19 protein-coding genes and 1 pseudogene are annotated in these 23,762 nt (G+C 73.0%); 10 read left to right on the forward strand and 10 right to left on the reverse strand.

The window, feature by feature from the left end:
- Positions 1 to 39: 39 nt before the first annotated feature.
- On the forward strand, positions 40 to 900 hold the full coding sequence (locus ACIBBD_RS17080; protein ID WP_399420459.1) for a fructosamine kinase family protein: 861 nt from the start codon (positions 40 to 42) through the stop codon (positions 898 to 900).
- Between the two features lie 434 nt (positions 901 to 1,334).
- Here ACIBBD_RS17080 and ACIBBD_RS17085 read toward each other — a convergent pair whose 3' ends face one another.
- Both ACIBBD_RS17085 and ACIBBD_RS17090 read right to left on the reverse strand, forming a co-directional pair.
- A complete protein-coding gene (locus ACIBBD_RS17085; RefSeq protein WP_399420206.1) occupies positions 1,335 to 1,685 on the reverse strand; it encodes a hypothetical protein in 351 nt (116 codons plus the stop codon).
- A gap of 74 nt (positions 1,686 to 1,759) precedes the next feature.
- A complete protein-coding gene (locus tag ACIBBD_RS17090) occupies positions 1,760 to 2,125 on the reverse strand; it encodes a DUF6479 family protein (RefSeq protein WP_399420207.1) in 366 nt (121 codons plus the stop codon).
- A 192-nt stretch (positions 2,126 to 2,317) separates the two neighbouring features.
- Here ACIBBD_RS17090 and ACIBBD_RS17095 point away from each other — a divergent pair, with 192 nt between their 5' ends.
- Positions 2,318 to 2,692 (forward strand): ferredoxin, encoded by a 375-nt coding sequence (locus tag ACIBBD_RS17095; RefSeq protein WP_399420208.1) that lies wholly within the window; start codon positions 2,318 to 2,320, stop codon positions 2,690 to 2,692.
- Positions 2,693 to 3,194: 502 nt separating this feature from the next.
- Positions 3,195 to 4,373: an acyl-CoA dehydrogenase family protein gene (locus tag ACIBBD_RS17100; RefSeq protein ID WP_399420209.1), complete on the forward strand. Its 1,179-nt coding sequence runs from the start codon at positions 3,195 to 3,197 to the stop codon at positions 4,371 to 4,373.
- Between the two features lie 293 nt (positions 4,374 to 4,666).
- Here ACIBBD_RS17100 and ACIBBD_RS17105 read toward each other — a convergent pair whose 3' ends face one another.
- On the reverse strand, positions 4,667 to 5,548 hold the full coding sequence (locus ACIBBD_RS17105; protein WP_399420210.1) for an NUDIX domain-containing protein: 882 nt from the start codon (positions 5,546 to 5,548) through the stop codon (positions 4,667 to 4,669).
- Positions 5,549 to 5,648: 100 nt separating this feature from the next.
- Between ACIBBD_RS17105 and ACIBBD_RS17110 the strand changes: the two genes are divergently transcribed.
- The 4 genes from ACIBBD_RS17110 to ACIBBD_RS17125 all read left to right on the forward strand — a co-directional run bounded on the left by ACIBBD_RS17110 (position 5,649) and on the right by ACIBBD_RS17125 (position 10,379).
- Positions 5,649 to 7,226, forward strand: coding sequence for a phytoene desaturase family protein (locus tag ACIBBD_RS17110; protein WP_399420211.1), 1,578 nt, complete (start codon positions 5,649 to 5,651; stop codon positions 7,224 to 7,226).
- A 73-nt stretch (positions 7,227 to 7,299) separates the two neighbouring features.
- Positions 7,300 to 7,491, forward strand: a complete 192-nt coding sequence (locus ACIBBD_RS17115) for a DUF2795 domain-containing protein (RefSeq protein WP_399420212.1) — start codon at positions 7,300 to 7,302, stop codon at positions 7,489 to 7,491.
- A gap of 228 nt (positions 7,492 to 7,719) precedes the next feature.
- Complete coding sequence (locus ACIBBD_RS17120) at positions 7,720 to 8,829, forward strand: NAD(P)H-dependent flavin oxidoreductase (RefSeq protein ID WP_399420214.1); 1,110 nt, start codon at positions 7,720 to 7,722, stop codon at positions 8,827 to 8,829.
- A complete protein-coding gene (locus tag ACIBBD_RS17125) occupies positions 8,826 to 10,379 on the forward strand; it encodes an acyl-CoA synthetase (protein ID WP_399420215.1) in 1,554 nt (517 codons plus the stop codon). The genes ACIBBD_RS17120 and ACIBBD_RS17125 overlap by 4 nt, the downstream gene beginning before the upstream one ends.
- A gap of 322 nt (positions 10,380 to 10,701) precedes the next feature.
- Here ACIBBD_RS17125 and ACIBBD_RS17130 read toward each other — a convergent pair whose 3' ends face one another.
- Complete coding sequence (locus ACIBBD_RS17130; protein ID WP_399420216.1) at positions 10,702 to 13,737, reverse strand: family 16 glycoside hydrolase; 3,036 nt, start codon at positions 13,735 to 13,737, stop codon at positions 10,702 to 10,704.
- Positions 13,738 to 13,983: 246 nt separating this feature from the next.
- On the opposite strand from ACIBBD_RS17130, the pseudogene ACIBBD_RS17135 reads away from it, so the two are divergent.
- A pseudogene (locus ACIBBD_RS17135) lies at positions 13,984 to 14,367 on the forward strand (IS5/IS1182 family transposase); the annotation flags it as partial.
- A gap of 130 nt (positions 14,368 to 14,497) precedes the next feature.
- Here ACIBBD_RS17135 and ACIBBD_RS17140 read toward each other — a convergent pair.
- The 4 genes from ACIBBD_RS17140 to ACIBBD_RS17155 are packed head-to-tail and all read right to left on the reverse strand — an operon-like array spanning position 14,498 to position 19,299.
- Entirely contained in the window at positions 14,498 to 15,631 is a 1,134-nt protein-coding gene (locus ACIBBD_RS17140) for an XdhC family protein (RefSeq protein ID WP_399420217.1), read from the reverse strand.
- Positions 15,624 to 17,756 (reverse strand): xanthine dehydrogenase family protein molybdopterin-binding subunit, encoded by a 2,133-nt coding sequence (locus tag ACIBBD_RS17145; protein ID WP_399420218.1) that lies wholly within the window; start codon positions 17,754 to 17,756, stop codon positions 15,624 to 15,626. The genes ACIBBD_RS17140 and ACIBBD_RS17145 overlap by 8 nt, the downstream gene beginning before the upstream one ends.
- Complete coding sequence (locus ACIBBD_RS17150; protein WP_399420219.1) at positions 17,753 to 18,745, reverse strand: FAD binding domain-containing protein; 993 nt, start codon at positions 18,743 to 18,745, stop codon at positions 17,753 to 17,755. The genes ACIBBD_RS17145 and ACIBBD_RS17150 overlap by 4 nt, the downstream gene beginning before the upstream one ends.
- Positions 18,742 to 19,299, reverse strand: a complete 558-nt coding sequence (locus tag ACIBBD_RS17155; RefSeq protein WP_399420220.1) for a (2Fe-2S)-binding protein — start codon at positions 19,297 to 19,299, stop codon at positions 18,742 to 18,744. Before ACIBBD_RS17155 ends, ACIBBD_RS17150 begins: the two co-directional genes overlap by 4 nt.
- Positions 19,300 to 19,583: 284 nt before the next feature.
- Between ACIBBD_RS17155 and ACIBBD_RS17160 the strand changes: the two genes are divergently transcribed.
- A complete protein-coding gene (locus ACIBBD_RS17160; RefSeq protein ID WP_399420221.1) occupies positions 19,584 to 20,165 on the forward strand; it encodes a TetR/AcrR family transcriptional regulator in 582 nt (193 codons plus the stop codon).
- Between the two features lie 213 nt (positions 20,166 to 20,378).
- Positions 20,379 to 21,884 (forward strand): acyl-CoA synthetase, encoded by a 1,506-nt coding sequence (locus ACIBBD_RS17165; RefSeq protein ID WP_399420222.1) that lies wholly within the window; start codon positions 20,379 to 20,381, stop codon positions 21,882 to 21,884.
- On the opposite strand, the gene ACIBBD_RS17170 is transcribed toward ACIBBD_RS17165, so the two are convergent.
- Positions 21,853 to 22,398 (reverse strand): GNAT family N-acetyltransferase, encoded by a 546-nt coding sequence (locus ACIBBD_RS17170; protein WP_399420223.1) that lies wholly within the window; start codon positions 22,396 to 22,398, stop codon positions 21,853 to 21,855. The two genes, ACIBBD_RS17165 and ACIBBD_RS17170, sit on opposite strands and share 32 nt — an antisense overlap.
- Before the next feature lie 43 nt (positions 22,399 to 22,441).
- Positions 22,442 to 23,734, reverse strand: coding sequence for a phenylacetate--CoA ligase PaaK (paaK, locus tag ACIBBD_RS17175; RefSeq protein ID WP_399420225.1), 1,293 nt, complete (start codon positions 23,732 to 23,734; stop codon positions 22,442 to 22,444).
- Positions 23,735 to 23,762: the final 28 nt, after the last annotated feature.

Below are 23,762 nucleotides of genomic sequence, written 5' to 3' on the forward strand. Positions count from 1 at the left end.
TCCATGTGACCTGCGTCGCCCTACTCTGGCGCCGTGTACATGCCTGATGCGGCCGGCGCCGTCGCGACCCGTCTCACCGGAGCCGCCGCCCTCGAGGAACGCCCGCTGTCCGCGACCGTCGCCGAGGTCGCCCTCGATGACGGTCGCACGGTGATGGTCAAGCGCGGCGACGGGCCGGGCGCGGTACGCGCGGAGGCCGCGGGGCTGCGCTGGCTGGCCGACGCCGGCCCGGTCCGCGTCCCCGCGGTGCACGGGTACGACGGACGCTGGCTGGTGACCGACCGGGTGCCGACCGGTCGGCCGACCCCCGAGGCCGCCCGCCGGTTCGGCCGCGACCTCGCCGCTCTGCACGCCACCGGCGCCCCCGCCTTCGGCGCTCCACCGCCGGGCGGTCCCCGGGACGCCCGCATCGGGCTCGCCCCCATGCGGAACGCGGACGGCGACGACTGGCCCGGCTGGTACGCCGAACACCGGGTGCTGCCGTATCTGCGCACGGCGGTCGACGACGGCACCGTGCGCCCCGGCGAGGCGGCGGTCGTCGAGCGGCTCTGCGCACGGCTGCCCGAACTGGCCGGCCCCGCCGAGCCGCCCGCGCGGCTCCACGGCGACCTGTGGAACGGCAACGTGCTGTGGGGCGAGGACGGGCACGCCTGGCTCATCGACCCGGCCGCACACGGCGGACACCGCGAGACCGATCTCGCGATGCTCCAGCTGTTCGGCTGCCCGCACCTGGAGCAGGTGCTGGACGGCTACCAGGAGGCGGCACCGCTCGCCGACGGCTGGCCCGGCCGCGTCGGCCTGCACCAGCTCTTCCCGCTCCTCGTCCACGCGGTCCTCTTCGGCCGGACGTACGCCGAGCAGGCGCTGTCGGTGGCCACGCGGGCCCTGCGCGACCAGTGAGCGGGCGGGCTCCGCGGCACCGTTGACCGGGCCCCGCGATGCCTGTGATCGGGTGGGTCCCGCGCTGCCTGTGATCGGGTGGGTCCCGCGCTGCCTGTGATCGGGGGTCCGCGCCGCCCGTGATCGGGTGGGTCCCGCGCCGGCTCTCCGTGACCAGTGACCGGGCTGTGCTCCGTGACGAGTGGTCGGGCGAGCCGTGCGCCACCAGGGACCGGGTGAGCCGTACGCCAAGGGCCGGGTGAGCCGCCTGTGGCCGGGCTGACCGGGCGAGCCCCGCGCGATGGCTGACGCGCGAGCCGTGGGCGACGCGGCCCGTGACCTCATGAGCCTGTGCGAGCCTCGCGCGACCACACGAAAGGGCCCGGGCGGTCGGCCCGGGCCCTTCTCGTTCTCTCCGCGGCGCACGGACTATCCCGCGCCCGGCCGGGAAATCGCTACGTCCGGTTTCCCTTCGGCTTGCCCCGCTGGTCGGGGGTGCCGTGCGGCGGCGGGCTGGAGGGCTCCGGCGACGTCACCGGCGACACCGGGGAGCCCGCGTGCCCCTGGGACTGCTCCGGGCGCAGGGCCCCCGGATCGCCCGAGGTCGGCTCGGCGCCCGCCTCCAGCTGCTCCAGACGGGACGTCAGCAGCTCGGTGACCGGAAGCCGGTCGGCGTGCGTCCGTTCATAGGCGAGCAGCTCCTCCACCTCCCCGGCCGTGAGCGACCGGACGCGGCTCTCGAGGCCGCCGAGGGGCAGGTGGTCGTAGTCGGGCAGAGGCAGAGTGCTGCGGCCGTGCTCGGCCATGAATCTCACTTCCGTTCGCAACGTCGCTTCCAGCGGCATCCGTGCGCGGGAGGGCGGAGGGCCGCCGGGCCCACTCAGTGGGAGCCCAGACCGCCCCCGCCGAACGAGCCGCTGCTGCCCCGTCCCCAGCGCGGCCGCGTCTTGGAGGCGCTCGTCCGCGTCTGCATGTTGGTCAGTTCGTACGGGGTCAGGGGGCGACCGCCTTTGGGGGTGTGGGGTACCTCGTCGGGCTCCCGGTTCTCCTGTACCTCGTGGACCGGGCCGTCCGGCGGCAGGTGCGGCTGCTCCTCGGGGCGCGGTCGGGGCGGCTCGCGCAGCTTGATACGCGCGCCCATCCAGAAGCTGCCGGCCAGCAGGGCCACCAGGGCGATGCCGACCACGAACATGCCCAGGCTGAGCAGGCCGCTGGAGGCGGCCAGCTGCATGCTTGCGGTACTCATATCAGGCGAATACCCCTGCAATCGGTCGTGAATCGCCTCGGTGCACCCCTTGCTCTGTGTGCGCGTCCTGTCGCGCGGTGCTCGAGAGGGGCCACGGACGGTGCTCCCGGCCGGTGGCCGAAAAGGCCGAAGAAGGGCCGCGGGCGGGACGCCGACTGGTTTGGCGCCGCCCGGCCCGGCTACCCGCCGGGTGTGACTTCGACGACATCCCAACAGGAGCTGTTCCGGTTCCTGGAGGATCGCTTCGCCTGCGCCCAGGCGTGCACCGAGTGTGCCCGTGCCTGTGCGCTGCGCGCGAGCCTCGTGGATCCGGACGGAACGGAACTGCAGGACCTCGTACGGCGCAAGGGCATCATGTGCGCGGAGGTCTGCGACGCGACCTGCCGTGTGCTGTCCGAGAACAACCGGATGGACGAGGCCGGCATCCGCGCCCAGCTGGAGTGGTGCCGGACCGTGTGCCTGGAGAGCGCGCACGTCTTCGACAGGCAGCCGGGTGCCGAGGAGAGCGCGGCGGCGTGCCGCGCGTGCGCCCAGGCCTGCACCGACTTCATGGCCACGCTCGCCTGAGGCGCCTCGGTCGTCTCGGTCGGCGTTCCGGTCGGCGTCTCCGCCGGCCGGCCGACGGCCGGTCGGGAGGCGCCGTGGTCTGCCGACGGTTCGACTGGCCGCCGAGGCGACCCGGTCGGCGGGGTGGCCCGGAGCGGCGCGGCCGGGCGGCCAGGGCTCCGGTCGCGGCGCCGAGCCGTCTGCGCCCCTCCCGCCGCCCGCCCCGCCGTCTGCCTGGCCGTGCGCCCGTCGGCCCGGAGTGGTCGAGTCGGTACCCGGGCGCGCGGCACCTGCCCACCCCGTCGGCGGTCGCGGGGGTGGAGTGGGCGCGGGGACGGCGGCGGGCGCGCCGGGGCGTAGTACCCGCTCCCGCTCCGGCTCCGGTGCCCGCCCGCCGGTGACGGTGACCACCGGTTCCGGCCGACCCCGGGCGATCCGCCGCGCACTCGCCATTCCCAATTACTGGAACACGTTCTACCGTGTGCGCCGTCAGGACCCCGGCCTTGGGTAGCCAGGAGGCGCCGTGCACCTCGACCACACGCCCGAGCAGCTGCGGCTGCGCACCGAACTGCGCGCCTACTTCGCCGAGTTGGTGCCGGACAACGCCTACGCCCGGCACGCCGACCCCGTCGCCGCCAAGCGCTTCTACCGCGCGACCATCCGCCGGCTCGGCGCGGACGGCTGGCTCGGCGTCGGCTGGCCCGAGGAGTACGGCGGCCGCGGCCTGACCCCGATCGAGCAGTTCGTCTTCTTCGACGAGGCCGCCCAGGCCGGCGTCCCCCTGCCGCTGATGGCGCTCAACACGGTCGGCCCGACGATCATGCGCTACGGCACCGACGAGCAGAAGGCGTACTTCCTGCCGAGGATCCTCGCCGGCGAGATCGACTTCGCCATCGGCTACAGCGAACCCGACGCCGGTACCGACCTGGCCGCCCTGAAGACCCGCGCGGTGCGCGACGGCGACCACTACGTCGTCAACGGCCAGAAGATCTGGACGACCAACGGCGACACCGCCGACTGGGTCTGGCTCGCGGTACGCACCGACCCCGACGCCCCGCCGCACCAGGGCATCACGATGCTGCTGGTGCCGACCACCGACCCCGGCTACTCCTGCACGGTCATCCGCACCCTCGCCTCGCACGACACCACCACCAGCTACTACGACGACGTCCGCGTCCCCGTCTCCCACCGTGTCGGCGCCGAGAACGAGGGCTGGCGGCTGATCACCAACCAGCTCAACCACGAGCGCGTGACGCTGGCCGCCCACGGCACCATGGCCATCCGCGCCCTGCACGACGTGCAGCGCTGGGCCAGGGAGACCAAGCTCGCCGACGGCCGCCGCGTCGTCGACCTGCCCTGGGTGCGCCGCCGGCTCGCGCAGACGCACGTGAAGCTCGACGCCCTGAAGCTCCTCAACTGGCGGATGGTGGGCGCCCTGCAGAACGGCACCCTCACCCCGCAGGACGCCTCCGCCGTCAAGGTCTACGGCTCCGAGGCGCGCCGCGACGCGTACGCCTGGCTGATGGAGGTCGTCGCGGCCCCCGGCGCCCTCAAGGAGGGCTCGGCGGGCGCCGTCCTGCACGGCGAACTCGAACGGGGTTACCGCTCCGCCGTGATCTTCACCTTCGGCGGCGGCAACAACGAGATCCAGCGGGAGATCATCTCCTGGATCGGGCTGGGGATGCCCCGGGTGCGGCGCTGACCCCGTACCGCGGTGTGCGGCTGATCCCGACCGTGAGGCGAAGGCGTGAGCATGCCCACCGAGGTCCCGGACTCCCGGATGTCGTCTCCCCACCGGATCCAGTGGTCCTCCGCAGGCACCCGCCCGGCCCACCCTCGTCGCCATCGCCATCGCCATCGCACCGTCACCGTCACCGTCACCGCGGTCGGTGGCGCCGTCGTCGTGGGCGGCGTGGTCGGCGGGATGACGTCACTCATCGGTCCGACGGAGGCGGTCGGCGCCGGGGCGGCGCGCAAGGCCCGGCGGTGGGCCGCTCAGTCCCAGCCCAGCTCCGTGTACAGCCGGCCGTCGCGGATCCCGTCGAGGGCCGCTCGCGCGTAGGGGACCATCGGGTCGGGCAGCGCGTCGAGGGGCCACCACCGCCACCCGAGGCACTTGTCCGGCTCCAGCAGCCGCGGTTCGCCCCGCCGGCGCCGGGCGCGGAAGACGAGTTGGAGGCGCGGCTGCCCGCCGGGCGCGTCCACGACGTGGACGGCGTGGGCCAGCTCGACGTCCTCGGCCTCGATCTCGAGCCCCGCCTCCTCGCGGGCCTCCCGGATCAGGCAGGCGACGGCGGACTCCTGCTCGCAGTGACCGGCCAGGAAGTGGTGGCGCAGTGGCGCGAAGGGCGAGTCGGGGTGGCGCAGGCCGAGCAGGACCTTGCCGCCCTCCTCCAGGAGGAGGTGCACCCCGATGACGTTCGGGACCGCCCGCTGCCCGTGCGACAGCGGCGGGGGCGTGGTGCCGTCGGCCCGGTGGCGGGCGAGGACCTCCGCCGCCCACGGCGCCATCGTCAGTCGCTCGGTGGTCACGGCGTCGAAGAAGGCGGACATGATGCCCTCGGTGACCGGCAGAAGCGCGGGGTCGCCGTCCCAGCCGCCCAGGAAGACCTGGACGGTGTCGTCGACGACGGTGAAGCGGGTCAGGCCGTCGAGGACGAGTCCCGTCCTGGACGTACTTCGGCGGCTCCTACGTCGCCGAACGACCGGGTCACCCTGCCGTTCGGCTCGGGGCGCGCCATCCGCTACCGGCGGATGACGCTGGAGACGTTCCCGGGCGAGCTGCTCGGCGCCGGATACGTCCTCGAGGAGCTGGTGGAGCCGCGGGCGACGGAGGACGCCCGCCCGGCCGACCCCGGCCGGTACGAGAAGACGCACCGCGCCGACCTTCGTGGCCGTACGGATGCGCCGCCCCTGAACCCCGGGCCCCGCGGGCGCACCTCTGGCCGACCTTGATCGCCCCGTGTTACCAAGAACCATGCCTGCACACGAGGGACACCGGGGACAGCGCGCCTACGACGCCGTCATCGTCGGCGGCGGCCACAACGGGCTGGTCGCCGCCGCCTACCTGGCCCGGGCCGGCCGGTCCGTGCTGGTGCTGGAGCGGCTGGACCACACCGGGGGCGCCGCCGTCTCCAGCCGCCCGTTCGCCGGGGTGGACGCCCGGCTGTCGCGCTACTCGTACCTGGTCAGCCTGTTGCCGCACAAGATCGTGCGGGACCTGGGCCTGGACTTCCGTGTCCAGAGCCGCACCATCTCGTCGTACACCCCCGTCGAGCGCGGCGGGCGGGCCACCGGGCTGCTCGTGGGCGGGGGCGAGGAGCGCACCCGGGAGGCGTTCGCGCGGCTCACGGGCGGTGAGCGCGAGTACGCGGCCTGGCAGCGCTTCTACGGCATGACCGGGCGGGTCGCCCAGCGGGTCTTCCCGACGCTCACCGAGCCGCTGCCCACCCGCGAGGCGCTGCGCCGCCGCGTCGACGACGAGGACGCCTGGCGGACCCTCTTCGAGGAACCGATCGGCGTCGCCGTCGAGGAGCACTTCGCGGACGACCTGGTGCGGGGCGTGGTCCTCACCGACGCGCTGATCGGCACCTTCGCCGACGCCCACGACCCCTCCCTCCAGCAGAACCGCTGCTTCCTCTACCACGTCATCGGCGGCGGTACCGGTGCCTGGGACGTCCCCGTCGGCGGCATGGGCGCCCTCACCGACGCCCTGGCCGCCGCCGCCCGGGACGCGGGCGCCGTCCTCGCCACCGGCCACGAGGCCGTGCGGATCGCCACGGACGGCCGCGGCGCCGAGGTCACCTACCGCACCGCCGACGGCGAGGGCGTCGCCGCCGCCCGGCACGTCCTGGTGAACGCCTCGCCGCAGGCGCTCGCCGCCCTCACCGGCGACGAGCCGCCCGCGCCCGCCGAGGGCGCCCAGCTGAAGGTGAACATGCTGCTCGAGCGGCTGCCCCGGCTGCGGGACAGCTCCGTCGACCCGCGCGAGGCCTTCGCCGGTACCTTCCACATCGCCGAGGGCTACGGGCAACTGGCCACCGCCCACGCCCAGGCGGCCGCCGGCGACCTGCCCGCCGCACCGCCCTCGGAGATCTACTGCCACTCCCTGACCGACCCGAGCATCCTCGGCCCGGACCTGGCCGCCCGGGGGTTCCAGACGCTGACCCTGTTCGGGCTGCACACACCCGCGCGGCTCTTCGCGCGGGACAACGACGCCGTCCGTGAGGAGCTGCTGAGGTCGACCCTCGCCCAGCTCGACGCCCATCTGGCCGAACCCCTCGCCGACTGCCTGGCCACCGACGCCGAGGGCCGCCCCTGCATCGAGGCGAAGACGCCGCTGGACCTGGAGCGCGACCTCGGGCTGCCCGGCGGCAACATCTTCCACCGCGATCTCGCCTGGCCCCACGCCGGCGAGGGAACCGGTCGCTGGGGTGTGGAGACCCGGCACGCCAACGTCCTGCTGTGCGGGGCCGGCGCGGTGCGCGGGGGAGGGGTCAGCGGAGTGCCGGGGCACAACGCGGCGATGGCGGTGCTGGAGGCAGGAGAGGGCTGAAGTGGTGCATGGGGCGGCGGGGGATGGGTACCGCGGCATAACGGAAAGACCGCACCTATGACAGGAGGCTGTCATGGCGGAACTCAGCCCCATCGACCTGCAGAAAGCCCTCAGCGGCATGGACTACCCGACGGACAAGCAACACCTCGTCGAGCGTGCCCGCAAGAACAAGGCCGACGACAAGGTCGTCAGCCGCCTCAACGACCTGAAGCAGGACCAGTTCGACGGGCCGAACGAGGTGCAGAAGGCCGTCTTCAACGAGTAGCCGGCCGTCACGGGCCTTCGGCCCCCGCGGGGGCCGGTCCTCACGGGCGAGCGACCTTCCCGGGCGGCCGGCCTCACGAGTGGCCGACAGCGGCGAGGATTCCCCGGCCGGCGAACCGGTCGGGGAACCGACAGGGGAGCCGGCTGGGGAGCCGACTGGGGAACGCAAATCTGACGGTGTATCAGAAAACCTCTTCCGTCGTCCGGGCGGCTGCGGCATCCTGCGCCCATGCAGACGGAGCTGAGCAAGCAACTGGGAGTCGAGCACGCCGTCTTCGGCTTCACGCCGTTCCCCGCCGTCGCCGCGGCCATCAGCCGCGCCGGCGGCTTCGGCGTGCTCGGCGCGGTCCGCTACACCGCCCCCGACGACCTCGAGCGCGACCTCGACTGGATCGAGGCGCACGTCGACGGCCGCCCCTACGGCCTGGACGTCGTCATGCCGGCGAAAAAGGTGGAAGGCGTCACCGAGGCCGACGTCGAGGCGATGATCCCCGAGGAACACCGGAGGTTCGTGCGGGAGACGCTCGCCCGGTACGGCGTGCCCGACCTGCCCGAAGGAGAGGCGTCCGGCTGGCGCATCACCGGGTGGATGGAACAGGTCGCCCGGGCCCAGCTCGACGTCGCCTTCGACTACCCGATCCGGCTGCTCGCCAACGCCCTGGGGTCCCCGCCCGCCGACGTCGTCGCCCGCGCCCACGAGCGGGGTGTGCGGGTCGCCGCGCTCGCGGGCAGCGCCCGGCACGCGCTGAAGCACAAGGAGGCGGGCCTCGACATCGTCGTCGCCCAGGGCTACGAGGCCGGCGGCCACACCGGCGAGATCGCCTCCATGGTGCTCACCCCCGAGGTCGTCGACGCCGTCGCCCCGCTGCCCGTCCTGGCCGCCGGCGGCATCGGCAGCGGACGGCAGATCGCCGCCGCCATCGCCCTCGGCGCCCAGGGCGTGTGGCTCGGTTCGCTCTGGCTGACCACCGCCGAGGCCGACCTGCACTCGCCCGCCCTGACCCGCAAACTCCTCGCGGCCGGCTCCGGCGACACCGTCCGCTCCCGTGCCCTCACCGGGAAACCCGCACGCCAGCTCCGTACCGAATGGACCGACGCCTGGGACGACCCGAGGGGACCCGGCGCCCTCCCCATGCCCCTCCAGGGCCTGCTCGTCGCCGAGGCCGTCTCCCGTATCCAGACGTACGAGGTCGACCCCCTGCTCGGCACGCCCGTCGGCCAGATCGTCGGCCGGATGAACGACGTCCGCCCCGTCCAGGCCGTCTTCGACGACCTCACCCGCGGTTTCGAGCAGGCCGTGGACCGCATCGACCGCGTCGCCGGAAGGAGCGCCCGATGACGAGCACGTCCCCCGCCGGCTTCTGGGCCCAGGCCGCCCAGGCCCCCGACCGCACCGTTCTCGTCGCGCCGGACGGCGAGGAGTGGACCGCCGGACGCCTGCACGCCGACGCCAACCGCCTGGTGCACGGACTGCGGGCGGCAGGCCTCGCCCGCGGTGACGCCTTCGCGGTCGTCCTGCCCAACTCGGCCGAGTTCCTCACCGCCTACCTGGCCGCCACCCAGGCCGGTTTCTACCTCGTCCCCGTCAACCACCACCTCGTCGGCCCCGAGATCGCCTGGATCGTCTCCGACTCCGGCGCCAAGGTCCTCCTCGCCCACGAGCGCTTCGCCGGACAGGCCCGCCGCGCCGCCGACGAGGCCGGCCTCCCGGCCACCCACCGGTACGCCGTCGGCGAGGCCGAAAGCTTCCGTCCCTACGCCGACCTCCTCGCGGGACAGCCGGAGTCGGCACCCGCCGACCGCACCCTCGGCTGGGTCATGAACTACACCTCGGGCACGACGGGCCGCCCGCGCGGCATCCGGCGCCCGCTGCCCCGCAAGCTCCCGGAGGAGGCGTACCTCGGCGGCTTCCTCGGCATCTTCGGTATCCGGCCCTTCGACGACAACGTGCACCTCGTGTGCTCGCCGCTCTACCACACCGCCGTGCTCCAGTTCGCGGGCGCGTCCCTGCACATCGGCCACCGCCTGGTCGTGATGGACAAGTGGACGCCCGAGGAGATGCTCCGCCTCGTCGACGTCCACCGGTGCACGCACACCCACATGGTCCCGACCCAGTTCCACCGCCTGCTCGCCCTGCCCGAGCCCGTCCGGCAGGCCTACGACGTCTCGTCCATGCGGCACGCCGTCCACGGCGCCGCGCCCTGCCCCGACCACGTCAAACGGGCGATGATCGACTGGTGGGGCGACTGTGTGGAGGAGTACTACGCGGCCAGCGAGGGCGGCGGCGCCTTCGCCACGACCGAGGACTGGCTGAAGAAGCCCGGTACGGTCGGCAAGGCCTGGCCCATCAGCGAACTCGCCGTCTTCGACGACGACGGCAACCGGCTCGGACCCGGTGAACTCGGCACCGTGTACATGAAGATGAGCACGGGCGGCTTCAGCTACCACAAGGACGAGACGAAGACCCGCGCCCACCGCATCGGCGACTTCTTCACCGTCGGTGACCTCGGCTACCTCGACGAGGACGGCTACCTCTTCCTACGCGACCGCAAGATCGACCTGATCATCTCCGGCGGCGTCAACATCTACCCGGCCGAGATCGAGTCCGCGCTGCTCGCCCACCCGGCCGTCGCCGACGCCGCCGCCTTCGGCATCCCGCACGACGACTGGGGCGAGGAGGTCAAGGCCGTCGTCGAACCGGCCCCCGGCCACGACGCCGGCCCCGACCTCGCCACCGCCCTCCTCGCCCACTGCGCCGACCGGCTGGCCGGCTACAAGCGGCCGAGGAGTGTCGACTTCGTCACCGAGATGCCCCGCGACCCCAACGGCAAGCTGTACAAGCGGCGGCTGCGCGAGCCGTACTGGGAGGGCCGCCCCCGGCCGCTGTGATCAGCGTTCCCGGCCCCGGAGGACCTCCGGCGCGGGCGGCGCCAGGACGTCCTGCTCGCAGAACCGGGACGTCACCCACTTCTCCCCGGAGAACAACCGGGTCCGGTCGTCGGAGCGGGGCGAGCCGGGCTGCGAGGACGGCGAGTGACGCGGGACGGCGAACCGCTCTCCGTCCCGGACAGGGCCGGGCGGGTCGCCTCCGGCGACCGCGGCGCTGCCGCACGCGGCGTGGGTGGGGCCGGCGCACCCGCACGCTCCGCGCAGGAGACGGCCTGACGGGTGTGGCCGTCTCCTGCGCGACCGGGTCGCGGCGTGCGGGCGGTCAGTTCAGTGGTTCGACCCACACATTGCGGTAGCGGACCTTGTTGCCGTGGTCCTGGAGCTTGACCGGTCCGGTGGCCGGGCCTTCGGCGATGCCGCCGCCGGTCGGCCCGTCGATGACCACGTCGTCGTGGACCTTCTTGCCGTTCCATACCAGTGTGACCCGGGCCTTCTCGGTCCTCTCTCCGGCGCTGTCGTAACGCGCGGCCCGGAAGACGATGTCGTACGACTGCCAGGTCTCGGGCGGCGACGACGCGTTGGCGTCGGCTGCCTTCTGGTGGTAGATGGCGCCGGCCTCGTTGTCGGCGAGGGTGGGCACGCCGTAGGAGTCGAGGATCTGGATCTCGTAGCGGTTCTGAAGGTAGACGCCGCTGTTGCCGCGGTCCTGGCCGGTGACGTCGTCGGGGAGCCGGGGGACCCGGAACTCGACGTGCAGCCTGTGGTCGCCGAAGTTCCGCTTGGTGCGGATGTCCCCGCAGCACACCTCGATGGAGTTCCCCTCGGTCCGGGGCCATTCGACCGCGCGGCCGTCGGTGTGCTGCCACTGCGACAGGCTGCCGCCGTCGAACAGGTCGACGCGTTCTCCGGGACGGTCGATGTGGATCATGTCGAGGTTGACGTGGCCGTCGTCGCCGTCGTCGTACCGGTAGGCGACGGTGTTGACGCCCTTGCGTAACGTCAGCCTCTCGCTCTGCGTCGCCCAGGTGTCCCAGTCGGCGGTCGGCGGCAGTACCGTCTGGCGGACCTTGGCTCCGTTGACGTAGAGGCTGATCTTCTTGTTGCCGTGGAAGGGGTGCGGGCCGTTGGCGTAGCGCAGTCCCACGTCGTACGTGCCCTTCCGGGCGATGTCGACGCGGAAGGCGGTGGTGGCGCCGGGGGTGCCGTAGCGGTCGACGAAGCCGCCGCCGGAGTAGCCCTGGTGGTCCTTGTTGACGCCGGCGCCGCCGGTGAGCTTTGCCTCCTCCGCCTCGTAGGCGGTGACGGGCGTTTCGTTGCCGGGGATCGCGTTGAGGGTGTACCAGGCCTCGGTGCTCCACAGGGTCTCGCCGTTGTCCGCGGCGAAGGGACGCGGGGAGCGGATGTGCACCACGCGGTCGGTCCCGAGCCCGGGGATGTCCAGCCGGACCTGCCTGCGGTCGTCCGAGACGACGGCGCGGGACACGGTCAGCGGCTCCTCGTCGATCTTCGGGCCGCCGTACTCGGGCGTGGGCGAGTAGCGCCACTGGCGGACCTGGTAGCTCTGCGCGAGCTTGTCGACGGTCTCCTGGGAGAGGGGCCGGGTGTACTTGAGGACGAAGCCGTTCCTCGTGGCGCGCATCGAGTGGATGTCGAAGGCGTTGGTGCCGTTCGGGGTCAGCTTCTGAAGGCCGAAGCGGAGCTTGCCCTCCTGGCCCCAGTTGCCGTCGGCGCCGAGGCCGCCGGCGTAGATGGCGCCGTCGGGACCGACGCTGATGCGGTTGACGCCCGCCTCAAGGCCCTGGGTGTGGCGGAAGACGGCGCCCTGGTACTCGCCGTCGATCTTCTCCAGGCTCGCGCGCTGGATTCCGCCGTAGGTGACGTCGCCGAAGAGCATCTGCCCGGCGAAGGGGCCCTTCTTCAGCAGGAGCGGTGTGCTGGGCGAGTTGGCGATCTCGTTCTGCGGCAGCCACAGGACCGGCTTGGTCACCGGACGGTCGTCGAAGGGGCCGGGCCGCGAGGGGGCGTTCTCGCCCGTGCCGTCCCGGTACCGCGTGTAGTGGTTGAAGAAGCGGTCCTGCTTGATGTGCACCAGCTTCGAGGACGGCAGCCAGCCGCCCTGGTTGTCGGTGACGAAGATGCCCTTGTCCGGGCCCCAGCCGATGCCGTTGGGCGTGCGCAGGCCTCCGGCGATGTAGGAGACCTTGCCGGTCGCCCTGTCGACCTTGACGGTGGTGCCGCGGCCGCCCTCGGCCGGCTGCGGGTCGGTCGTGGCGCCGCCGTAGTTGATGGAGACCGACAGGTTCAGATAGAAGCTGCCCTTGTCGTAGAGCAGGCCGAAGGCGAACTCGTGGAAGTTGCCGCCGTAGGGCCAGGAGGCGATCTTCCTCTTCTCGTCGGTGACTTCGTCGCCGTCGCGGTCGTTCAGCTCGGTCAGCTGGTGCTTCTCCGAGACGTACAGTTTGCCGTCGACGTACTTGATGCCCATGGGCTCCTTGAGCCCCGAGGCGACCTTCTTGACCGTGACCTTCTCCGGGCCGGTGTCCCCGGTGACGTTGTCCAGGAGGTAGACCTCACCGTTGGTGGTCTCGCTCCCTCCCCAGGTGGACACGGCCAGTCTGCCGTCCGGCAGCCAGTCCATGGCCGAGACCTTCGGTTCGAAACCGGCGGGACGCAGGTCGGTGAGGGTGTAGTTCGGGTGGACGCCGGCCAGCGGCAGGCCGTCGCCCGGGCTGTCCTGGCCGCCGACGCACTCCTTGCGGCCGGGCGCGGTGACGCGCACGACTCCGGCGTCGGTGCTCAGCGCCGAGTTGGGCACGAGGGTGAAGTCCGCGGCGCCTGGCGGCTTCCACTGCAGGGTGAGCTGCTGCCCGCCGCCCGCCTCGAAGTACTCGATGCGCAGCGGGTGCGGACCGGCGGTCAGATCGACGGTGCCGTCCTTGGGTTCGGCGCCGTGCAGCCCGTCGTGGTCGATGACGACCTGGTCACCGATGTGCAGGCGTGAGCCGTCGTCGCTGATCAGCCGGAAGGCATACGTACCGTCCTGCGGGACGTGGAGGTTCGCGACGACGTGGGAGACGAAGTTGGCGGCCATGCCGAAGTCCGCATCCGTCGTCCAGTCGACGGTGGGCATCAGCTTGTCGATGTTGGGCGTCTGACCGCCCTTCAACTCGCAGATCGCCTTCAAGGGCGCCTGCACGTCGAAGACGCGCAGCGTCACTCCGGGTTCCTGCGGGGGGATGTCCGCGGCGGCCCGGGGGGCAGACTGGGCGGCGGCGGGGGTCCAGCTTGCGACGACAACTGCGGCGAGTGCCACCCCCGCAGCATGTCTGCGAAGTCGGCGGTGCGGCCGTTGGCTCACTCTTCCTCCTGGCGCTCGGGGCACGGACCGCGGACGGCTGGTCAGGGGTGAACCGGCCTTCGGCCTCGGACGAACGGCGAAGGCGGGCGTCTGCGATCCGGTGACGGGGGGCTGCGCTGTACATGGGGGAGTGGTTGCGACCAAGACGGTAGGGACTTTCGCTCCTGCCGTCCATGCTTTGTCCTCGAAAAGTCGAAAGAGTCGGCCTGGCCGATCCGTCGGCGACTCCGCCGTGCAGAGGCCGTCCGGTGCGTGCGGGATCGCCGTCAGGCGGTCGATGGCACCCTGCGAAGCTGTCGACTCCGGCGGCCCGCGGATCCCGCCGGGTGTGACGGGCCGTGGGAGACGGTCCACGGACGTTTCCGTCGCCGGCCCGCCGACGGGACCTGGAACCCCCGTCTCCTCGCCGACGTCCGGCAGCGCTGCGACGCCGTCGGCGCGGGCGACCGGAGCGTCGTGTGTGTGGGGGGATGACAGGAAGGTGCGGGCCCATCAGCACGCGTCCGCAGGCCAAAAGGGGCAGGACCGGCCGGGTGAGGCGATCGGCCGGTCCTGCGGGGGACTGCGGGCAAGCGCGGGGACTGCGGGGGACTGATGGCGAAGACCCATCTCGTCTGCGACGGGCAGGGCCCTCACCCCCCGGCGCTCCACGATCGTCACGCCCGCCGACTACCGACGACGCCGACTACCGATGAGTCGACTACCGACGACGCGACTAACGACGACGCCGACTACCGACCACGCCGTACGAGATGCCCTGTCAGGCGGCCGCCGTGTCACGGGCGTCGTGGTGGATGGGTGTCCCGGCGCCGGTCAGCGGTACGCCGGTTCCGCCCCGGCGGGCTGCGACGATCTCCGCCGCGATGGACAGCGCCGTCTCCTCCGGGGTACGGGCGCCGAGGTCGAGGCCGATCGGGGACCTGAGCCGGGCCAGCTCCCGCTGCCCCACGCCCGCCTCGCGCAGCCGCCGCTCGCGGTCGGCGTGCGTACGGCGCGAGCCCATCGCCCCCACGAACGCCACCGGCATGCCCAGGGCCTCCTTCAGCAGCGGCACGTCGAACTTCGCGTCGTGGGTGAGCACACACAGCACGGTGCGCCGGTCGGTCGTGGTACCGCGCAGATATCGGTGCGGCCAGTCGACCACGATCTCGTCGGCTTCCGGGAAGCGCGCCCGGGTGGCGAAGACCGGCCGGGCATCGCACACGGTGACGTGATAGCCGAGGAACTTGCCCACCCGCACCAGCGCCGCCGCGAAGTCGATCGCGCCGAAGACGATCATGCGGGGCGGCGGCACCGCGGACTCGACGAGCAGGGTCAGGCCGCCGGGGCAGTGCGAACCGTCCGCCGCGAGGTCGACGGTTGCGGTGCGCCCGCCGTCCAGCAGCGCCCGGGCCTCGGCCGCCGCCGTCCGGTCCAGCTCCGGGCTGCCGCCGACGCCGCCCTCGAGGGAGCCGTCCGCGCGGACGAACAACGCCCCGCCCAGGAGCCCCGCAGGGCCCCGGACGACCCGCGCGAGCGCCCCCGGTTCACCGCGGACGACGGCCGACAGCGCCGCCCGGAGCACCGGCCGTACGGGGCTGTGCGCGCCGACCGGACTCACCATGACGTCGATGACCCCGCCGCAGGTCAGTCCGACCGCGAAGGCGTCCTCGTCGCTGAAGCCGAACCGTTCGACACGGGTCTCGCCGTCCTCCAGCGCCTGGACGCACAGCTCGTACACCGCACCCTCCACGCACCCTCCGGAGACGGACCCCACCGCTGTGCCGTCGCGGTCGACGGCGAGGGCGGCGCCGGGGCCGCGCGGGGCGCTGCCGCCCACGGACACGACGGTCGCCACGGCGAACTCCCGGCCCTCGGCCAGCCACCGGTGCAGCTCACCGGCGATGTCAAGCACCCGGTCCTCCCGCCCGCAGCACCCGGTCCGGGCGGATGGGCAGGCTCCGATGGCGTACGCCGGTCGCGTGCCACACCGCGTTGGCGACGGCCGCCGCCGCACCGACGACGCCGATCTCACCGATGCCCTTGATGCCGACCGGGTCGTCGGGGTCCGGGTCGTCCACCCAGTCCGCCTCGATCGCCGGGACGTCGGCGTGGGTCGCGACGTGGTAGCCGGCCAGGTCGGCGCCGTAGTGGCCGCCCGAGACGCGGTCGCGGACCGCCTCCTCGTGCAGGGCCATGGAGATGCCCCAGGTCATGCCGCCGACGAGCTGGCCCCGCGCGGTGAGCGGGTTGACGATCCGGCCCGCCGCGAAGATGCCCAGCATCCGGCGCACCCGCACCTCGCCGGTGGTGACGTCCACGGCGACCTCGGCGAACTGCGCCCCGAAGGAGTGCCGCTCCTTCTGGGCGAGGGCGCCGAGGGCGGCGGTGGTGTCGGAGCGCACGGTGATGCCCTCCGGCGGCACGGCGGCGCCCGGGACGAGCCGGTCGCGCAGTTCGTCGGCGGCGACGGTGACCGCCCAGGCCCAGGAGCGGGTGCCCATCGACCCGCCGGCGAGCCCCGCCGGGCCGAAGTCGCTGTCGCCGATCAGCACCCGGACCCGTTCGGGCGGCACCCCGAGCGCGTCGGCGGCGACCAGGGTGAGCGCGGTGCGGGCCCCGGTGCCGATGTCGGCCGCGGCGATCCGCACGGTGAAGGTGCCGTCCGCCTCGGCGGTCACCGCGGCCGTCGAGGGGAGGGCACCCGCGGGGAAGGAGGCGGCGGCCGTGCCCGTGCCGAGCAGCCAGCGTCCGTCGCGGCGCACGCCGGGGCGCGGGTCGCGGCCGGCCCAGCCGAAGCGCCGGGCGCCCTCCCGGAAGCAGGCGGCGAGGTGGCGGCCGGCGAAGGGCAGTCCGGAGACCGGGCTCCGCTCGGGGTCGTTGCGCAGCCGCAGTTCGACCGGGTCGACGCCGCACTTCTCGGCGAGCTCGTCGAGCGCCGCCTCCAGAGCGAACGACCCGGGTGCCTCGCCCGGCGCCCGCATCCAGGTCGGGGACGGCACGTCCAGCCGTACCACCTCGTTGACCGTGCGGTGGGCGTCGGCGTCGTACATCGTCCGCGCCACCCCGGCGCTCGGTTCGACGAACTCCCAGACCGTCGACGTCTGGTTCAGCGAGCGGTGCTCCAGGGCGCGCAGCCGTCCGTCGGTGTCCGCGCCGAGCCGGACGCGCTGTGCGGTGGGGCTGCGGTAACCGGTGAGCGAGAACATCTGACGGCGGGTCAGCACCACGCGTACGGGCCGCCGCAGGGCGGTGGCGGCCATCACGGCGGACACCTGGTGGGCCCGCAGGCCCTTGCTGCCGAAGCCGCCGCCGACGTGCTCGGAGCGGACCCGCACCGCGGACGGGTCCAGCGAGAACATCCTCACGAGTTCGTCCGCGACCCAGGTGGTGCTCTGGTTGGAGTCCACGACCTCGAGCCGGCCGCCGTCCCACAGGGCCGTGGCCGCGTGCGGCTCCATCATCCCGTGGTGTTCCTCGGGCGTGGTGTACTCCTCGTCCACCACGTGGGCGCAGGCGGCGAGTTCGGCGTCCAGGTCGCCCTTCTCGGTGACGGCGGGCATGTGCCCCTGCGCCGGGTAGGCGTCCGGGCGGCCGGCGGAGAACGCGATGTCGTGCGGCTGCCGTTCGTAGGTGACGACCAGTGCCTCCGCGGCCTCGCGGGCCTGCTCGGGGGTCTCGGCGACGACGAGCGCGACGGGCCATCCGGCGTGCGGGATCCGGTCGTGCTGGAAGACGGCGGCGGTCGGGTCCGGCGGGACGCCCAGCATGCCGACGTAGTCGGTGTCGAGGCGGGGGGCGTTCCCGTGGTGCAGGACGGTCAGCACGCCCGGCATGGCGAGCACGGGACCGGTCTCGACGGACAGGATCCGGCCGCGCGCGACGGTGGACAGCACGAGCCAGCCGTGGGCCAGGCCCGCGAACGGTATCTCGCCGGCGTACCGGGCGGCTCCGGTGACCTTGTCACGGCCCTCCACGCGGGTGTGGGCGGTGCCGACGGCGCTCGTCCCCGTCGTGCGGCCGGTGGTGGCGGTGGTCATCGGGCGGCCTCTTCGGCGAGTTCGGACAGGACGGCCACCACCAGGTTGCGCATGAGGGTCACCTTGTAGGCGTTGTCGGGCAGCGGCCGGGCCGCCGCGAGTTCGGCGTCCGCCGCCGCGGCGAAGTACTCCCGCGTGGCCGGGGCACCGGTCAGCACGCGTTCGGCGGCACGGGCCCGCCAGGGCCGGGACGCCACCGCACCGAAGGCCAGGCGCGCCTCGCGCACGACGCCGTCGCTCACGTCGAGGGCCGCGGCGACGGAGCCGATCGCGAAGGCGTAGGAAGCACGCTCGCGGACCTTGCGGTAGCGGGAGCGGGCGGCGGCGGGCGCCGGCGGCAGGGTGACGCCGGTGATGAGCGCGCCGGGCGGCAGGGCGGTCTCCCGGTGCGGGGTGTCACCCACGGGCAGATAGAAGTCGGCGAGAGGCAACTCGCCCGGCCCGGCGGCCGTTTCGTACGTGACGACGGCGTCGAGGGCGGTCAGCGCGACGCCCATGTCGGAGGGGTGGACGGCCACGCAGTGGTCGGAGGCGCCCAGGACGGCGTGGTTGCGGTGCTCGCCGGTGACGGCGGGGCAACCGCTGCCGGGGACGCGCTTGTTGCAGGGTTTGGTCACGTCGGTGAAGTAGCCGCAGCGGGTGCGCTGGAGCAGGTTGCCGCCCACGGTGGCCATGTTGCGCAGCTGCCCGGACGCCCCGGCGAGCACCGCCTGGGTCAGGACCGGGTAGCGGCGGCGGACCTCGGGGTGGGCGGCGAGCTCGCTGTTGGTGACGGTGGCGCCGACGCGCAGCCCGCCGCCGTCGGCCGGCTCGATCCGGTTCAGCGGGAGCCGGCGGACGTCGACGAGCCGGGCGGGGCGCTCGATGCCCGCCTTCATGAGGTCGACGAGGTTGGTGCCTCCGCCGAGGTAACGCGCGTCCGGGTCGGCGCCGAGCAGGGCCACCGCGCCGGAGACGTCGTCGGCGCGCCGGTAGTCGAACTCCCTCACGCCGCCGCCCCCTCGGTCCCGGGCCGGGTCTGCGCGGCCGCGCGGGCGACGGCCTGGGCGATGGACACGTAGGCGCCGCAGCGGCACAGGTTGCCGCTCATCCGCTCGCGGATCTCCTCCGGGGTCAGGGGTGGCGGGCCCGCCTCGGGCCGTACGTCGTCGGTGACGGCGCTCGGCCAGCCCGCGGCGTGCTCCTCGATGACGGCGACGGCCGAACAGATCTGGCCGGGCGTGCAGTAACCGCACTGGAAGCCGTCCAGATCGAGGAAGGCCTGCTGCACCGGGTGCAGCCGTTCCCCCTCGGCGAGGCCCTCCACGGTGGTGATCTCCTGTTCATCGGCCGCGACGGCCAGTTGGAGGCAGGACACGGTGCGGCGGCCGTCGACCAGGACCGTGCAGGCGCCGCACTGTCCGTGGTCGCAGCCCTTCTTGGTGCCGGTGAGATCGAGGCGCTCGCGCAGGGCGTCGAGCAGGGTTGTGCGGTGGTCGACGGACAGCGTGTGCTTCTCGCCGTTGATGTTCAAAGTGACGGTGCTGGTCGTCGAGGGGGCCATGCGCAGCCTTCTTTCGCGGATCCGGGACGCCCGGCGGACGGCGTTCCGCCAAGACGGACGAGTCGGTGACGTGGAGGTGCTGTACGGAACGGGGGTGGTTCGGGACCATGAGGGGCGCGGAGGGCCGGGGCACCGGTCATCCGGGCCGGGGCACGGACCGTCCCGCGCCGTCCGTGTCCGCCGATACGATGGACCGAAGCGGACGGCTGTCCGTTACTGAAACGTAGTGGACAGCTGTCCGGTTAACAAGGACGGGTTTCGGCCACGACCCGTGAGGAGGACGAGTGCGGGAGAAGAAGGAAGCGCCGCCCCTGCGTTCCGACGCGCAGCGCAACCGCGAGCGCATCCTGGAAGTGGCCCTCACCGAACTCACCCGCTCGGCGGGCACTCCGCTGAGCGTGATCGCCAAGAAGGCGTGCGTCGGACAGGGCACCTTCTACCGGAACTTCCCCAGCCGTGAGGCGCTCGTCCTGGAGATCTACCGGCACGAGATGCGGCAGGTCGCCGACAGCGCTGCCCAGTTGCTGGCGACTCGGGAACCCGACCGGGCCCTGCGCGAGTGGATGGACCGGCTCGCCCGGTTCGCCATGGCCAAGGCCGGGCTGGCCGACGCCATCCGGCAGGCCACCAGCGGGCCGGGCAGCCCGGCGAAGCCGGGACACAGCCCGGTGACCGAGGCGGCCGAACTCCTGCTGCGCGCCTGTGAGGACGCCGGAGTCATCCGCCCGGGGGTGACCGCGGACGACTTCCTCCTCGCCATCGGCGGCCTGTGGCAGCTCGACCCCGCCGACGACTGGCAGCCCCGCGCCACTCGGCTGTTGGACCTCATCATGGACGGCCTGCGCGCGGGAGCACCCGGACGGTAGCGCCCGTCGGGCGACCGCCGCCGGCGACAGTTCCCGCAGCGGTGGCCCTCACCGCCGGGCGGGCGCGGCCGCCGCTGCGCGTCTCAGGGACGCGAGGGCGCGACGCGGGCCGCCGCTCACGGGCCGTGCCACGCCGGGATCGCCGGTCCGTGCTCGGCCGTGATCACCTGCCGTCGACTTGACCTGCCCCGGCCGCCCCCCGAGGATCACGTCATGACGCCCGGAACGACGCCCGGACACGGCAGCACCGTCGACGGGGTGCTGCGGCGCAGCGCCCGACGCACCCCGGCACGCGTCGCGGTCGAGTACCGCGACCGCACCTGGACCTACGAGCAACTCGACGAGGCCGTCTCGCGCGCCGCCGGCGTCCTGCTCGGCCAGGGGCTCGCCCCCGGCGACCGGGTCGGCGCCTACGGCCACAATTCGGACGCGTACCTCATCGGGTTCCTCGCCTGCGCCCGCGCCGGCCTGGTGCACGTCCCCGTCAACCAGAACCTCACCGGCGACGACCTCGCGTACATCGTCGGCCAGTCGGGCAGCACCCTGGTCCTGACCGACCCCGGCCTGGCGGACCGACTCCCCGACGGCGTACGGACGGTGCCGCTGCGTGACACCGACGACTCGCTCCTCGCCCGGCTGGCCGCGTCCCCTCCGTACGACGGCCCCGAGCCGCGCAGCGAGGACCTGGTCCAACTCCTCTACACCTCGGGCACCACGGCCCTGCCCAAGGGCGCGATGATGACCCACCGCGCCCTGGTGCACGAGTACCTGAGCGCCATCACCGCCCTCGACCTGAGCGCCGGCGACCGCCCCGCACACTCGCTGCCGCTGTACCACTCGGCGCAGATGCACGTGTTCCTGCTGCCGTACCTCGCCGTCGGCGCCACGAACCTCATCCTCGACGCGCCCGACGGCGACCGGTTGTTCGACCTGATCGAGGCGGACCGGGTCGACAGCCTCTTTGCCCCGCCCACCGTGTGGATCGGCCTCGCCAACCGTCCCGACTTCACCACCCGCGACCTCGGCGGACTGCGCAAGGCGTACTACGGGGCGTCGATCATGCCGGTCCCCGTCCTGGAACGCCTGCGCGAACGCCTCCCGGAGCTGGCCCTCTACAACTGCTTCGGCCAGAGCGAGATCGGTCCGCTCGCCACCGTCCTCGCCCCCGACGAGCACAAGGGCCGCATGGACTCCTGCGGCCGTACGGTCCTGTTCGTGGACGCCCGCGTCGTCGACGAGAACGGCGAGGACGTCCCCGACGGCACGCCGGGTGAGATCGTCTACCGATCCCCGCAGTTGTGCGAGGGCTACTGGGACAAGCCCGAGGAGACCGCGGAGGCCTTCCGCGACGGCTGGTTCCACTCCGGCGACCTCGCCGTCCGCGACGCCCACGGCTACTTCACCATCGTCGACCGGGTGAAGGACGTCATCAACTCCGGTGGTGTCCTGGTCCCCTCCCGTCAGGTCGAGGACGCCCTCTACACCCACGAGGCCGTCGCCGAGGCGGCGGTCATCGGCCTGCCCGACGAGAAGTGGATCGAGGCGGTCACCGCGGTCGTCGTCCCCCGCGGCGAGGTGACCGAGCGGGAACTGATGGCGTACGCCCGCGAGCAGCTGCCCTCCTTCAAGGCGCCGAAGAAGGTGCTGTTCGTGAACACACTGCCGCGCAACGCCAGCGGCAAGATCCTCAAGCGGGAGCTGCGCGAGCGGTTCGGCTGAGCCGGCGGCCCCGGGTCCGGCGGCGCCTCAGCACGCGCGTGGTGGTGCCGTCGTCCTCGGCCACGTCCCGGACGTGCTCGAAGCCGATCCTGTTCAGCAGGCCCAGCGAGGCACTGTTCGGCGCCGCGACGGTGGCGTACACCTCCGTGAGCCCCAGGGTGTCGAAGCCGTGGGCGACGAGCGCCTCGGCCAGTTCCGTGCCGAGGCCCGATCCCCACACGTCAGGGGTCAGCGCGTAGATGATCTCGTGGCCTCCGGTCGCGTCGGTCGGCTTGATCTCGGCGTGTCCGATCAGGCGGCCGTTCCGGCGAACGGCCCAGACGTCGAACAGGTCCTGGGCGTAGACCTTCGTGAAGAGCCGGCCGAACAGGGCGCGGTCCTCCGCCTCGGTGGCAGGGCCGTCGCCCATCCACCGCGAGACCTGCCGGTCCTGGAACAGCGCGACGAAGTCCTCCTGGTCCTCGGTGGTGTACGGCTCCAGCAGCAGGCGCTCGGTGCGCAGGGTCGGGGTCATGGACGGTGAAGCTATCCGCGCGCGGGTCTCCCGGCAAACGGGCTCAGCGCGGCCGCAGATCCACGACCCGTCTGATCTTCCCCACCGACCGCTCCAGCGTCTCCGGTGCGACGATCTCCACGCCTGCCGAGACTCCGATCCCGTCCTTCACGGCCGCCGCGATGGAGCGTGCGGCCGCCTCCCTGGTCCCGGGGTCCGCGTCGGGGCGGGCCTCCGCGCGGACCGTCAGGGCGTCGAGGCGGCCGTCGCGGGTGAGCCGGAGCTGGAAGTGCGGGGCGACGCCCGGGGTGCGCAGGACGATCTCCTCGATCTGGGTGGGGAAGAGGTTCACCCCGCGCAGGATGACCATGTCGTCACTGCGGCCGGTCACCTTGCGCATCCGGCGGAACACGCGCGCCGTACCGGGCAGCAGGCACGTCAGGTCCCTGGTCCGGTACCGGACGACGGGCATGGCCTCCTTGGTGAGCGAGGTGAGGACCAGTTCGCCCTCCTCGCCGTCCGGCAGGACCTCACCGGTGAGGGGGTCGACGACCTCCGGATAGAAGTGGTCCTCCCAGATGTGCAGTCCGTCCTTCGTCTCCACGCACTCCTGGGCGACCCCCGGGCCGATCACCTCCGACAGTCCGTAGAGGTCGACCGCGTCGATCGCGAACCGTTCCTCGATCTCCCGGCGCATCTGCTCGGTCCACGGCTCGGCGCCGAAGACGCCCACGCGCAGGGAGGTGCCGCGCGGATCGACACCCTGTCGCTCGAACTCGTCGAGCAGGGTGAGCATGTAGGACGGGGTCACCATGATGATGCCGGGCTCCAGGTCCCGGATCAGCCGGACCTGACGGGAGGTCATCCCGCCGGACGCGGGGATCACCGTACAGCCGAGCCGTTCGGCGCCGTAGTGGGCGCCCAGGCCGCCGGTGAACAGGCCGTAGCCGTAGGCGACATGGACCGTGTCGCCGGGGCGGCCGCCCGCCGCCCGGATCGAACGGGCCACCAGGTCCGCCCACAGGGACAGGTCGTTCTCCGTGTAACCGACGACCGTGGGGCGTCCGGTGGTGCCGCTGGAGGCGTGGATGCGGCGGATGCGGTCCCGGCCCACGGCGAACATGCCGTACGGGTAGTGCTCGCGCAGGTCCGCCTTGGTGGTGAAGGGGAAGCGGGACAGGTCGGCGAGGTCACGGCAGTCGTCGGGATGGACGCCCGCCTTGTCGAAGGCCTCGCGGTAGAAGGGGACACGGGTGTAGGCATGGCGCAACGAGGCCCGCAGACGCTCCCGTTGCAGGGCGCGCAGCGCGCCCGCGTCGAGCCGTTCGCCCTCGTCCAGCACGTCCCGCGCAGCCATCACGGACGTCTCCCTCGCCACCGCGTCG

Source organism: Streptomyces sp. NPDC051315, assembly GCF_044455165.1.
Classification (GTDB): Bacteria; Actinomycetota; Actinomycetes; order Streptomycetales; family Streptomycetaceae; genus Streptomyces.

Excerpts from the sequence above, each read along its gene's own strand:
- ACIBBD_RS17080 (WP_399420459.1), top strand. The coding sequence starts at position 40 with ATGCCTGATGCGGCCGGCGCCGTCGCGACCCGTCTCACCGGAGCCGCC.
- ACIBBD_RS17085 (WP_399420206.1), bottom strand. The coding sequence starts at position 1,685 with ATGGCCGAGCACGGCCGCAGCACTCTGCCTCTGCCCGACTACGACCAC.
- ACIBBD_RS17090 (WP_399420207.1), bottom strand. The coding sequence starts at position 2,125 with ATGAGTACCGCAAGCATGCAGCTGGCCGCCTCCAGCGGCCTGCTCAGC.
- ACIBBD_RS17110 (WP_399420211.1), top strand. The coding sequence starts at position 5,649 with ATGCCTGCACACGAGGGACACCGGGGACAGCGCGCCTACGACGCCGTC.
- ACIBBD_RS17115 (WP_399420212.1), top strand. The coding sequence starts at position 7,300 with ATGGCGGAACTCAGCCCCATCGACCTGCAGAAAGCCCTCAGCGGCATG.
- ACIBBD_RS17120 (WP_399420214.1), top strand. The coding sequence starts at position 7,720 with ATGCAGACGGAGCTGAGCAAGCAACTGGGAGTCGAGCACGCCGTCTTC.
- ACIBBD_RS17125 (WP_399420215.1), top strand. The coding sequence starts at position 8,826 with ATGACGAGCACGTCCCCCGCCGGCTTCTGGGCCCAGGCCGCCCAGGCC.
- ACIBBD_RS17145 (WP_399420218.1), bottom strand. The coding sequence starts at position 17,756 with ATGACCACCGCCACCACCGGCCGCACGACGGGGACGAGCGCCGTCGGC.
- ACIBBD_RS17155 (WP_399420220.1), bottom strand. The coding sequence starts at position 19,299 with ATGGCCCCCTCGACGACCAGCACCGTCACTTTGAACATCAACGGCGAG.
- ACIBBD_RS17165 (WP_399420222.1), top strand. The coding sequence starts at position 20,379 with ATGACGCCCGGAACGACGCCCGGACACGGCAGCACCGTCGACGGGGTG.
- ACIBBD_RS17170 (WP_399420223.1), bottom strand. The coding sequence starts at position 22,398 with ATGACCCCGACCCTGCGCACCGAGCGCCTGCTGCTGGAGCCGTACACC.
- paaK (WP_399420225.1), bottom strand. The coding sequence starts at position 23,734 with ATGGCTGCGCGGGACGTGCTGGACGAGGGCGAACGGCTCGACGCGGGC.